5 protein-coding genes and 1 pseudogene are annotated in these 12,833 nt (G+C 67.8%); 2 read left to right on the top strand and 4 right to left on the bottom strand.

Translation table 11 applies throughout. The annotated features are described in order from the left end of the window. Positions 1–161: 161 nt before the first annotated feature. Together AZE13_RS06275 and AZE13_RS06270 are read right to left on the bottom strand one after the other, a co-directional pair. Positions 162–680, bottom strand: coding sequence for an SMI1/KNR4 family protein (locus AZE13_RS06275; protein WP_066927803.1), 519 nt, complete (start codon positions 678–680; stop codon positions 162–164). Further along, positions 680–7,864 (bottom strand): polymorphic toxin-type HINT domain-containing protein, encoded by a 7,185-nt coding sequence (locus AZE13_RS06270; RefSeq protein WP_147264617.1) that lies wholly within the window; start codon positions 7,862–7,864, stop codon positions 680–682. Before AZE13_RS06270 ends, AZE13_RS06275 begins: the two co-directional genes overlap by 1 nt. A gap of 176 nt (positions 7,865–8,040) precedes the next feature. On the opposite strand from AZE13_RS06270, the gene AZE13_RS06265 reads away from it, so the two are divergent. Continuing rightward, positions 8,041–11,043: a DNRLRE domain-containing protein gene (locus tag AZE13_RS06265; RefSeq protein WP_258527616.1), complete on the top strand. Its 3,003-nt coding sequence runs from the start codon at positions 8,041–8,043 to the stop codon at positions 11,041–11,043. Positions 11,044–11,243: 200 nt separating this feature from the next. On the opposite strand, the pseudogene AZE13_RS35465 reads toward AZE13_RS06265, so the two are convergent. Further along, a pseudogene (locus tag AZE13_RS35465) lies at positions 11,244–11,345 on the bottom strand (GNAT family N-acetyltransferase); the annotation flags it as partial. Positions 11,346–11,847: 502 nt separating this feature from the next. Between AZE13_RS35465 and AZE13_RS36230 the strand changes: the two are divergent. After that, positions 11,848–12,045 (top strand): hypothetical protein, encoded by a 198-nt coding sequence (locus tag AZE13_RS36230; protein ID WP_147264616.1) that lies wholly within the window; start codon positions 11,848–11,850, stop codon positions 12,043–12,045. 219 nt (positions 12,046–12,264) lie between these two features. On the opposite strand, the gene AZE13_RS06255 is transcribed toward AZE13_RS36230, so the two are convergent. After that, on the bottom strand, positions 12,265–12,465 hold the full coding sequence (locus tag AZE13_RS06255; RefSeq protein ID WP_066927796.1) for a hypothetical protein: 201 nt from the start codon (positions 12,463–12,465) through the stop codon (positions 12,265–12,267). Between the last annotated feature and the right edge of the window lie 368 nt (positions 12,466–12,833).

Here is a 12,833-nt window from a genome sequence, read left to right as displayed (position 1 = left end):
GCCGCTCGGGGCAATGGCGCGGCCGAGGGGGCGAGGCGCGGTATCCGGTTTGTTGGACACCGCGCCTCGCGTGTGCGGCCTCAGGCACCAGGGGTGTTGCTGACGGCACCTGCGGCTCGTGCGTTATGGCTGCTCGCGCAGCCGCTTCCAGGCCGCGATGGTTATGTCCGGAGGTCGTTCACTTCTTCGAGATTGTGGTCGATCATTCCTCTGAAGAAGTCGGAGAACGTCCGGTACCGTTCGACCTCGTATCCGGCGATCCAGATCACAGGTGCTGGATTTCCGCTGGCCGCCTGCGGCATCAGGAACATATCAATACCGGTTCTTGAAGCGCCAATCGGTAGAGCCGATTCTGGAGTGATGTTCGAGGTTTCGAGTACCTCCGGTTCCAGGGTTTCCATCAGTTCTCGTGCCTCGCTGAAAACCTGTGACCCCAGCAGTTCGCCCGTGCCGAACAGATCGATGTCCTGCAGGATTGCCGGCCAGCCGTCAGCCTGCAGCAGGAAGGAGGCGTAGTCGCTGTCAAGTGTGCGGCCGATGCTCCGCTCTACTGCTTGTAGGCGTTCCGGGGTTGCTGGTGTCCTGGGTGCTTCATGCCTCCACAGGCTTTCGGTGTCGTTCTCGCGGAGCAGCTGCTTGGCAGCCGACATCCTGGTCAACTCGACAGTCCAGTCGGTCATTACCCTCTCCGGCCTATGAGAACGAATTTAGTGGGCTTGTAACCGACAGGGTAACGCTGCCCTTGTCCGGAGAGGCTACTGTTGACCCGCTTGGACATGTCGATCCATGTCGGCGGTGTTCCATGCCCCAGCCACATTGCATCTGGAGCATGGCCGGCAACTCCCTGGTACGGAGCGCCTGCACCAGCTGCACGCTTTCGCTCCCTGGCGGCCATACGCGCGGCTTCCCGGCGGATGGAGCCCGCCGTGGATACCCGGCCTGTCGGTGAGAGGTGTCCATTCTTCAGCGCATCGTTTGCAGCGTCCACATAGGCCGCGAACTGTTTGGCTTCTTTATCGGTGGCCCAGTCCGGAACCCTGACCTCTACAGGGCCACTACCACAGTTGTGGGTGAGAAGCCCCTGCCCCGCCCCCGTAGCGGCGTAAAAAGTATGGGTGCTCTCAACAGTGAGGTTGTGGACGGTCGCGTTCTGCGTCCACGCCCGGACCGCGCTGACCTGGACCCACGTGCCGGAGCTGGTCTGGAGCCACATGCCGGGCTCCAGATCGCCGGCGTCGACCCACTTCTTCAGGTCCGGGACCCAGAAGGGGTGGCCGTCGGTGGCTATCAGCGCGCCGTTGGAGGCCTGGCCCCCGTCCTTGTCGCCGTCCGCGCGGACGGTGATCTTGACGAGTTCCTTGCTGCCGTTGCCGATGATCGTGGCGACGATGGACTCGGCCTTGGTCTCACCCGTTTCCGGGTCGGTGGCCAGGACCTTGTCGCCGGTCTTGATGTCCTCGATGGGTTTACGGCTGCCGTCGGCCATCAGGACGGTCGTGCCGGGTACGAAGCTGTTGGCGGTCGGGCAGCCCGACGGCTGTACCGCCTCCCTGACCTGTTCCTTGACCTGCTGTTTGACCTCGTTCTTGACCTCTCGTTTGATCTGGCGGGAGCCCTGTGGGCGGGCCTTCTTCGGCGCCGGCCTGTTCCTGGGACGGTAGGTGGGCTTGGAGCGCGGCTTGGGCCGTTGCTTGGCTACGTAGCGGTACTTCGACGCGCGTTTGGGTGCTGCCCTGTTCGCCGTGCGCTGCTTGGCCTTCGCCCGCTGGCGCAGTGCGTTCGCCTTGGCCCGCTTGGCGCGTTGGGCAGCCTCGCGGATAGCCCGGGCTTCCGCCCGTCGCAGCTGCTGCTGCATGCGCCTCACGGCCTCCCGCTGGCGTGCGATTTCCCGGGCCCGGGCCTTCTGGGCCGCGGAGGGACCCTTGTTGGGCTTGGCGCTCTTCCCCTTGCTGCCCTTGCTGACGCCCTTCTTGCCGCCCTTGAAGAGCTTGGAGGCGATCTTGCCGCCCACGCGGAAGACGAGGCCCCAGATGAGGCCGTCCGGGTCGGATTCGGTGACCGGTGCGTTGTTGGCGTAGGCGTACGGGTTCATCTGCTGCGGATTGCCGAAGTCGATCAGCGGATCCACGGAGATGAAGCGCCCGGTGGTCGGGTCGTACTCGCGGGCGCCGAGTTGGGTGAGCCCGGTGTGTTCGTCCTCGCGTCCGGCGACGAAGCCGCGGTTGCCGGCCCAGGTGCCGGGCTTGGCGCCGCGGTTGGTGCCGAAGGGGGTGAGCAGGCGCCGCTCGACCGGCAGGCCCTCCTGGCCCAGGCCGACCTGGGTGGTGCCGCTGCCGTGGTGGTCGGTCAGCTGCAGGTGGAGTGTGCCCTTGCCGTACGTCCCGTCCCCGTCCTCGACGGTGCGTACGGTGACGGCGCCGTCGGGGTGCTGGTAGTGGCGGGTGGTGGTGAGCTTGCCGTCCTTGTCCGCGGTCAGCTCGGTGTCGCCGAGGTAGAGCGTGGTGCTGCCGTCGGCGGCGCGGTGGATGAGGCGTTCGCCGTCGGCGTCGTAGAGGTTCTCGGTGGTCTTGTCCCCTTCGGTGATCTTGGCGAGGTTGCCCTCGGCGTCGTAGGAGAGCTTCTGGATGCTGCCGCCCACTTGGCGCAGCGTCATGTTGCCTGCGGCGTCGTACGCGTAGGTGCTGGCCGAGGTGCCCTGCGGGCCCTTGGACTCGGCCTTGGTGAGCGTCCGGGGCTGGTCCTTGCCCTTGCCCGGGTAGCTGTAGGTGCGGGTGATGTCGTTGGCGATGTTGCCGCTGGTGTCGTGTTCGACGAGCTTGGTCCGGTTGCCCACCGCGTCGTAGCCGTAGCTGTGCCAGTACGGCTGCGGGCCGCCGACGTTCTCCTTGGACGGGACCTTGGCGCAGGCGTCGGTCGCCGTCCAGGCACCGGTCATCCGGCGCAGTGCGTCGTAGGTGAAGCACTGCGTGTCGGGTCGGCCCCCGTCGGGCATCGACGCACCCGGGATCCGGGCGATCCTGGTGATGTTGCCGACCGGGTCGTAGGTGTAGTTGGTGTCGTCGATCCGGCTGTTCTTGGTGTCCTTGCTGTCGCGGTCGTGGACCGTGCGGGTCAGCTGGCGGGTGTGCTCGTCGTAGAACGAGGTGGTGTACACCTTCTTGCCGAACTCGCCCGCCTCGCTGCGCAGCAGTTCACCGGAGGCGGAGTACTGCAGGTTGGAGGCGTACACCGACAGACCGCCCAGGCCCGTGGGAAGGTCATCGCTGTTGTAGCGGGTGGCCAGCAGCTCCTTCTTCAGCGGACCGACGGCAGGTGCCTTCGTCCACAGCGGAAGTCCGGTTCCCTTGGTGTAGCCGTGTTCGTAGGCGTAGGTGCCCGCGAGCTTCCCCTCGGAGTCGGGGATCACGATCTGGGAACCGGTGGGCTGGTAGGCCTGGTTGTAGCCGGTGACCTCGCTGCGGTACTCCTTGCCGCCGTGGTGGCGGACGGACGCGGCGGGCAGGCCCTTGAGGAGGCTGTCGTACGTCCACTCGGCGAGCTTGGGCCCGTCGGGTCCGCCCTCGCGCAGCGAGGTGGGACGGTCCAGCGCGTCGTAGGTGGCGGAGACCTTCTTGCCGCGGGCGTCGGTGACGGTGACCGGGCGGTCATCCTTGTCGTACGTGGTGGTCGTGGTGCCGGCGTCCGGGTCGGTCGCCTTGATCTGGCGGCCCCGGGCGTCGTACTCGAACGTCCAGTCGTTGCCGTCGGGGTCGGTGACCTTGGTCAGCTGGCCCTTGCGGTTGTAGGCGTAGGAGGTGTCATTCCACTTGCTGCGCTCGGCATTGAGGTACTCGCGCAGTTTGGTGGTGCGGCCCTCGCTGTCGGTGAAGGCCGTGCTGACCGTGCCTCCCTGGGAGGGCACGATCGTGGTGCGTTCTCCGTGGTGTTCGGCGGTGGTGGTGTGCTGGTCGTCGCCGTAGCGCCGGGTCGTCTGCTGGACCGGACGGCCAAGGCCGTCGTAGGCCGTGACGCTCTGGTGAGGCACCTTGTTGTCGCCGACGACGAGGAGCGTCCGGCTCGGGGCTCCTTCGCTGAAGTAGCTGCTGTTCTGCTTGACGGCCCGGCCGTGCGTGTCATGGAAGACGTCGCTGATCAGTCGTTCGCCGCCGACCGCGTCGTCCTGCGTCTGGCGCTCGCGCAGCAGGCCATCGTAGATCTCGATGCCGGTGGCGTAGGAGCCGTTGTCCTTCAGTGTCCGGACCGTGACGGTCGATGGACTCGTCTTGCTGATGTCGTAGCTCAGTTCGGCACTCGGCGAGTCCTTGGCCTTGTCACGGGTGATGTCCCAGAACTTGACCACTCGGCCGAGGCCGTCGTGTTCGGCGTCCGTACGGCGGCCGTTGGTGTCGACGACCGAGGTGACGACCCCGAGCGCGGGATCGGCGGAGGTGGTCTCGGTGTGGCCGAGCGGATTGGTCACCACCGTCTTGGTCGGGTTCGCGCCCTTGGCCGGTGTGTAGGCGGTGGTGGTCTTGTTGCCGTCCACGTCCCAGCCGGCCGTCGGGCGGCCGTGCACGTCGTATTCGGTGCGTTCGGCGACCTGGTAGCCCTTGCCGTCCCCGGTCATCTCCTCTACGGAGGTGATGTCACCCTTCTCCGGCGCCGCGCCGAAGGGCTTGCCGTCGTAGAACGTACGGGTGTCGGAGACGACTTCGCCGCCCGTGGCGTCGCATGCGCCGGTGACGGTCTTCTCCTGGGACTCCAGTTCCAGGATCCACTTGTCGGTGTTGCGGGCGTAGGTGAGGGTCGTGCACGCGTCGTCGTCCGGGTCGGTGATGTCCCCGAGGTCGTGCGTCCGGGTCGGCTGGCCGTACTCGTCGTACGACGTCGTCTCCTTGGTACGCAGCCACGTGCCGTCGGACTGGCGTGCGCGCTCCTCGGTGGAGTGGGGGTTGACGTCCCACGCCTGGGCGGGGGTGGTGCCGGTGCGGTTGCGGGTGGCGACGAGCCTGGACGTGGGGGTCAGCTTGGTGGCTGACTCCACCTGTCCGCCCTCGTCCAGGTACGTCACCTGCTCGCGCGGCCGGCCCGCGTACTGCGGCAGGTCGTCGGCCTTTCCGCCTTCGGAGTCCACCACCTGTGCGGTGCGCTTCTTGCCGTCGGGCAGGTGGTCGCCGTGCATGCCGCGGAAGTACAGCTCCTCGGTCATGGCGCGCTTGCCGTCGCCCTCACGGCCGGTGTATGTGCGGACCTTGCCGTAGCCGCGGTACTGGCTCCAGGTGCGGTGCTTGTCCTCGGTCAGCTCGCTGTCGTCGTACGCCCAGGCCGGGGAGCCCAGGTACTGGTACGACGTCACCTTCGGCAGCGCGTCGGTGACGTTGTCCTCTTCGCGGATCTCGGTGACGACATACTTGTGGAACCAGTCCTGGAGGGGCTTGTCGGCCCACTCCGGGGTCCAGAAGGACGGGTAGCAGCGCATGCCGTTGTCGTGCGGGGACGCGGGCAGCTTCTTGTTGTCCGGCATGGCCGAGCACTCGCGCGGTGAGTAGGTGACGCCGACGGTCGAGCCGTGCTCGGTGTCCACCGCGTGGATGCGGTAGCGGGAGAAGGGCTCCAGACCGTCGAAGCCGTCGACGCGGTTGTCCATCATCTCGCCGCGGAAGGTCACCGGCGGCATGACGGTGTCCTTGCCCCCGGTGTGGCCGGTGTGCGTGATGGCGGCCAGCCACAGCGCCGGGCTGGTGCCGTCGGTCCTGGGGAACTGGTGCTTGAGTTCCCAGCTGTCGGCCTTGACGTAGGCGTCACCGACCAGCGCCTCGGTGGTGATCTTCGTCAGGCGCTTGGTGCTCCAGAAGCTCGGGGAGAGCTTGTTGGTGCACTTGGCTCCCGCGTCGCACTTGAGGTCGAACGGGACGTCCGGCCAGTGCTTGGCGTTCTCCTTGGTGAGCTTGTTGCCCGCGCAGTCGAAGTCCTTCGACGGCAGGCAGCGTTCGGCGGTGGTGAAGTGCACCCGCGCCGCGGCCTTGGCGGAGAACAGGGACTCGGCCCGCTGGCCGTAGTCGATTCGGGTCAGATACCCGGCACGGTCGTAGCGGACCGGCTTGTCGGCCTTGCCCAGCTGGCCGTAGTGGTTGGTGTCCTTGGCCCACCACAGGCTCATCGCGTCGCCGTGCGGGTCGACGACGTAGTCCAGATTCCAGCGGTACGCCTGCGTGCAGCCGGACTTGTCGGAGGTGTCCGCGTGGCAGGGCTCGCCGGGGTGGTTGCCGAAGACCGGCACGGTCAGCGTGGAGTTGGTCTCGGGCTTGCCCGCACTCCAGCCCGGCAGCCGGTTCAGACCGAACCAGTACTGGGTGCCGTCGGTGGTGGTGAGCACCCAGTGCTCACCGTCGTTGTCACCGTTCGCGGCGCCCTTCTTCAGCTCGGTCCGGGCTCCGTCATCACCGGACAGCTTCCAGGTGCCGGTCTTGTCGTCCTTGATCAGCTCGTTGGTTTCGCCGTCCAGGGACAGGATGAGAGAGTCCGCGAACCAGCACAGGTCGCCGGTCTTGGTCTTGTTGTTGGCACCCTTGCCCATGTCCTGGGAGCAGGACTTGTAGCGACGCTCGATGAATCCGGGGTGGTAGTCCCAGCCCTCACCGATCCAGGACGCCTGGTTGTTGGTGGAGGCGGTACGTCCGTCGATGGACTGGGAGGAGTAGCCGAGCTGGATCTCGGGCTCGGGGCCGCCCGGAGCGTCCGGGGCCTCGATCGGGTGGGTCCAGGAGAATCCGCCGGTCATCCCGCCGGCGCTCCAGGAGCCGGACGGTGCCAGGTCGGTGGTGCCGAAGCTGCCGGTGGTGCCTGCGGCGCCGGCCGAGGCGGCGAGCATCATCGGCTGGCTCGCGGAGAGCGCGACCCGCGCCGTCAGACGCTGCTTGGCGGAGTCGTTCCGCGACTCGATCTCGGTGGGCCTGGTGCACTCGGCGCGGCCCGGGTCGGTGGCGGCGCAGTCGGGGAGCTGTACGAGCTTCAGCCGTGAGCCCCAGTCACCCCCGTAGAGCTGGGAGTAGGGCGAGTAGTCGAGGGCGACGTCCACCTTCTGGGATGGGGCGGCCACTTTCTGGGGCGGGGCCCGCTGGCCGTCGGATATCGCCGTGGCCTGGGTGAGGGGCGCGGCACGACCGGTGGCAGGCGAAGAGCCCTTCCGTGCGGCACCACCTGCCTCGCCGGGGCCCTTGGCGTCGGTGTCGTGGGAGCCGCCTTCGCCGCCCTCGGGAGCGTCGCCGTCGTGCTGTTCGGCCTGCTGATGGTTTGTCTTGCCGTCCTGCTCACCGGCCTTACCGTGGGCCTTCGCGTCGTTCGGCTCATCGGAGTTCTCGGCCTTGTCGGCGGTGCCGGTCAGCTTGATGACGGGGCCGTCCGAGCCGAGCTTCGCCGCGCCCTTGGCGTCCAGCATCTCGACGGTGACGCCGTCCAGCGAGCCACCCGGGGCTTCGGTGTCGGCGGAACGCTTCGCCCGCTTGGGGGCGGGCTCGCGTGGGGGGTCGGCCGGAGCCACGGAGACCGGCAGATCGCCTGCCTGAGCATGACCGTCGCGGTCCTTGCGTTCTGCTGCGGTGTCCGGCGCAGGCGCGAAGCCGACCTGCGCGCGGCCACTGGGCAACTCGGCGCCGGGGGCCCGCCAGGGCGTTCCGGCGCCGTTCTTCTGCGCCTTGTGCCGGCCGGTGAAGTTGCGGCCTTCGACCGGCCGCTCCTGCTGGAGCTTGGGCAGGTCCGGTCCCGCCTGTTTGGCCTCGGCAGGCGAGGTGCTGCCTATCAGTGGCACGAGCAAGGACAGGAAGAGCACCGCGACGGTGGCTCTCCATCGCTGACGTCGCGACCAGAAGTCGCGCAAAGTGGACATAGGGCACCCCTAGGGTTGAGTAAAGATCTTGCATGTTTTACACCAAGGGGCAATTGCCTGCAAAAAGCGCTTATTTCAGCCTGCAAGCGCACTCTCGGTTCAGAAGGGCCAATTTTGAGCAAAGATCAGACCAAGTATCCTGCTGCACGCACTTGCCCCAGATGAGAGGAAAGTTCGTGATATTCAGGGGTGGTCGGTCCCGGCCGCACAGATCTCCGCGCAGACGAGCCGGAGCGCTCGCACTCGTCATCGGCGCCGCCGGGTTGGGGCTCGCACCGGCCGCAGACGCCACCGGGACGTCGACCGTCACCAACGCCGCGGACCACCACGACACCCGCACCGAGGCCGACGCGATGGACCAGGCCCGCCGCACCGGCAAACCGGCGGAGGTCACCTCCCTGCGCACGGAGAAGCAGGAGGTCGTGGCCAACCCGTCGGGCACCCTCACCCTGACCCAGCACGCGCAGCCGGTACGCGCCCGTAAGAACGGCAGGCTGGTACCGGTCGACGCCACACTGGAACGCGCGGGCAGCCGTATCGCGCCGAAGGCCACCACCTTGAAGGTGACGTTCTCCGGAGGCGGGGACACCACCCTCGCCACACTCACCGAGCAGGACCGCAAGCTGTCGTTGCAGTGGCCGGAGAAGCTTCCCGAACCGCATCTGAGCGAGAACGAGGCGACCTATCCCGAGGTGCTGCCCGGCGTCGACCTGAAGGTCCGTGCCACCGCCGAGACGGTCGGTCAAGTCCTCGTCGTCAAGAACGCCGAGGCCGCCGAGAACCCCAAGCTCAAGCAGTTCCACCTCGGGATCGAAGCGGAGGGGCTGCGCATCGAGGAGGACAAGGAGGCCGGAACGCTGCGGGCGCTGAACCCGGCCGGCCAGGAGCTGTTCGCCTCGGCCACCCCACGGATGTGGGACTCATCGAAGGAGGGCCAGGGCAATGGAGACGATCAGCGGGACAGGCATGACGGCCTGGCGGGGCCCCGCACCCTTGCGGCCGCCACCGCGCCCTCAGGTGACCTCGAACCCGGTGTGAAGAGCGCCGATGTGGACATGTCGTACGCAGGTGGCAAGCTGACCCTGACCCCCGACCAGTCCCTGCTGACCGCCAAGGACACCACCTTCCCCGTCTATATCGACCCGACCTTCGGCGGCATACGCCAGGCGTGGACCATCGCCTACAAGCCGGCTCCCAACTCCTCCTTCTGGAACGGCAGCGGCTGGGGCGGCTCCGGGAAGAAGACCACCGAGGCCCGCGTCGGCTACGAGCGGGAGACCGGTGGCACCGCCCGCTCCTTCTTCCAGATGGACTCGCGGTCACTGGCGGGTGCGGAGGTGATCAAGGCCCAGTTCACCATCGTCAACACGCACTCGTGGACCTGCACGGCCAAGCCCGTGGAGATCTGGGACACCGGTGGTATCTCCTCCGCGACCACGTGGAACAAACAGCCCAACTGGTCGCGGAAGATCGAGACGAAGAACTTCTCGCACGGCAACGAGAGCGTCGGCTGCGCGGACAAGGGCGTCGACTTCAACGTCACATCCATGGCCAAGGACGCGGCGAAGCACAAGTGGTCCAACATGACGCTCGGCCTGCGCGCGAGCAATGAGTCGGACACCAGCAGCTGGAAGAAGTTCAACAGCAACCCGAAGCTGATCGTCGAGTACAACCGGCCGCCGAACGCCCCGACCGCCTACGGCTCCAACCCGGCCGTCGCCTGCCACGCCGACCCCTACCCGGCCATCGGCAACACCGACGTCCAGCTGCACGCCAAGATCAGCGACCCCGACGGCGGCAGCCTCAAGGCCCGCTTCATCATGTGGCAGACCGGTGTCACCGGCAACGTCTTCGACAAGACGGTCAGCGTGACCAGCGGCAGCATCGCCAAGGTCGCCGTGCCCAAGTCGACCTTCAAGGACCGTACGTCGTACTCCTGGCAGGTGCGTGCCGACGACGGCCGGGCGGTCTCCGCCTGGACCCCGACCCCGCCGTGCCGCTTCACCGTCTACAAGGACCGGCCGAGCACCCCGCCCGCCGTCTCCTCGAAGGAGTACCCCATCGCCGCCGGCGGGGATGACTCCCCGGCCTGGGGCGCCCCCGCCCGTACCACCGGAACCTTCACCCTCTCCAACGGAGGCGCCAAGGACGTCGTCAAGTACGTCTACGGCCTGGACCAGAAGAACCCCACCAGCGTCGCCAAGCCCGCGACGCCCGGCGGCAGCGTGGACGTCAAACTCACCCCGACCCACGCCGGACCCCACGTCGTCCACGCCTACAGCGAGGATCGGGCGGGCAACCGCTCCGACACCGGCGCGTACCTGTTCTACGCCTCCAGCGCCGGAGTCACGGACAAGCCCGGTGACCTCAACGGCGACGGCCACCCCGACAAGTGGGCCACCGACTTCGACGGCAAGCTCTACATGTACCCGGGCACGGGCAATGGCGCGTTCGGGAGCCGGCTGATCGCGGCCCGGAGCGGCTTCAAGGACACGCTCATCACCCGCCGCGGCGATCACACGCGTGACGGGTACGAGGACCTGGTGGCCCGTCACCCCGACGGCAAGCTGTATGTCTACGCCAACACCGGATTCGGCGCCGTCGACACCGAAAACCGCCAGGAAATAGAACAGTTCGACACTCAGCTGGACACCGCCAAGATCGATCAGATCGCCGGTGCCGGCGACGTCTCCGGCGACGGCCACCCCGACCTGCTCGCCCGCGTCGGCGACAGCGTCTGGCTGCTGGTCGGCCACCCGTACGGCTACATCGCCGAGGCGTACCCCATCGCCGACAGCGGCTGGGCCAAGCGCACCCTCATCGCCCCCGGCGACATGACGGGCGACGGCCCGGTCGACCTCATGGCGCGCGACGACGCGGACGGGAAGATCTACCTCTACCGCGGCGAGGCCGACGAGGAAGCCGGCGGCACCAAGGCGGCCAGCCTGGTCAGCGGCACGCCCAGTGTGTACGGGGCCAGCAGCTGGCACAGCACCAACCGGCCGATGCTCATCACCCCCGGCGACGCCAACAGCGACGGCGTGCCCGACCTCTGGGCGGTCACCGCCGACGGCCAGAACGGCGACCTCCTGTACCACCCGACCCGCCCCGGCAGCTTCACCGACGGCGCCCCGGTCAAGGTCGGCTGGGGCTACAAGTCGATCGCCTCTCTCGCATAGGCGGCAGCCGGGCCTGTACGGCCATCCGTACCGCGGGGCCCCGGACCGAAGCGCATGCTGTTGGTCACTTCGGGCTCTGCACGACGTTGGCCTTCGAGACCCGGCTGGAGTCTTGAAGGCCAACGTGCGCTTTCGCCCGAGTGCGCGCGGGCGTCGTTGCAAGCGATGCGGCCGGGAGAAGGACACGGAGTTCGGGTGGTTCAGGGGTTGATGGTGTGTTCGGTGAACTGGTCGCAGGAGCGGAAACCCAGGCGGCGATAGACGGGCTCGGCGTCGGCGGACGCCTGCAACACCGCGATGCGCGAGGAAGGACTCACTCCTCCAGCAACTGCAACTGCAACGGCGACGAGTGGTCGAGCCGGCGCGAACAGGCGACGCGGCGGCTGGCGGGACGGGAGGTGTGGCGGATGGTGCATCTCCTTGCGGCAGGGGCGGACGACGCTTTCGCCGCACCCCTGTCACCGCCCCGCGCCACCCACGGACCGGCCCCGAGCCGGCCACGAGCCGCAGCCGGACCACTGGCTCGATGTGTCCGAGGGCCGGCCAGCGTTCCGCCTCCGGTGACCAGCACTGCTGCTGCCGGAGCCTCGACCGAACGCCCTCCCCACCCCACCGACGCCAATCCCGGTGTCGCCCACAGCGACCTCACAGCGTGTTTCTGAAGGTCTGATGACGGGGTCTGCGGCTTCTGCGGAGGGGGCATGAGGGTGAACGTCGGGATACTGACGGTCAGGGAGCGTCGTGCAGGTGAAGCGTTGTGCTGGACTCCCGATCACCAGGTCGGGGGCCGCGAGAGGAGGCACTGTGACGACTTTGGACGAACGGGAAGTCCAGCTCCACGTCGGCGGGAAGCCCGTCGCGGTGAAGGACGGGAAGGCAGTCGTAGGCGGCGCGGCAGCCGCCCGCTGGAAGCTGGTCCGCGACGAGCGCACCGGCGCGAACCACTTCGCACTGGTCCGCTCCGAGGACATGGCCGTCCCGGTGGACATCACCACGGCTTGAGTCTGTCTCGGGTCTCGCCCGTGCCAGAGGGGTACATGCTCCACAAACGAGTTCTGGTCTGCGGCGACCAGGACCCGGCCTACAACCGCGGCTGACGGGCCGGGTCCTGCCTACCGCTCCCACTCGTAGTCGTCGTCCTGGCTCCATCCGGCGTCACGGTCGTCATCGCTGCGCAGATCACGGTCATCGGTGAAGTCGTCCGGCTCACGCATAGCCTCATCATGCCAACACCACCCGGCCGTTCACGCACGCCGCTCCGGTCGGACTGCGAAGCCGCGGTCCGACCCACCCGAGCGTCTGCTTGAGCATCCGGAACGTGCGCGCCAGGGCGAATCTCCGCAGGAAGGACTGCCGGCAGCGGTTGACGTCGTCGGTGGTGGCGTCGGTGCCCGACCACCACAGCCAGACGGGCTTGTTCACCCGCTGGACGGCAGCCTCTCCACGGCCAGGCGGATGACGGTCCCCTCCGAGCGGAGCCGCCGTGGATCTGCACCGGCAGATCCGCCGGCGGATGCGCGGTGCGGGGCGGTTTCGCGGTGCGGGGCGCGTCGTCTCCGGTGTCCAGGACCATCAGGATCTCCAGGTCGTCCTCCTGTCAGTGACCGGTGGCCGGCGGCGACCAGACGCTGGACCACTTTCCGGATCTGGGCGGTGGTGGTGGCGACAACGTCGGCACCCGGTTGCAGACGGATGACGTCGAGGATCGCTGTCCAGGAGGTCCGGCCGGCACCGGCACCGACGACTGGCTCCGCCACTGACACCGCTGCTCCGACTGCGGCGCACGCGTC

This window comes from Streptomyces sp. NBRC 110611 (genome assembly GCF_001590865.1).
Lineage (GTDB): Bacteria > Actinomycetota > Actinomycetes > Streptomycetales > Streptomycetaceae > Streptomyces.
The sequence above is the reverse complement of the archived record's forward strand: the minus strand, read 5'-3'. Positions and strand labels throughout refer to the sequence as shown.

Bases quoted from the DNA above. Each gene is read 5' to 3' on its own strand.
- AZE13_RS06270 (WP_147264617.1), bottom strand. From the start codon at position 7,864: ATGTCCACTTTGCGCGACTTCTGGTCGCGACGTCAGCGATGGAGAGCC.
- AZE13_RS06275 (WP_066927803.1), bottom strand. From the start codon at position 680: ATGACCGACTGGACTGTCGAGTTGACCAGGATGTCGGCTGCCAAGCAG.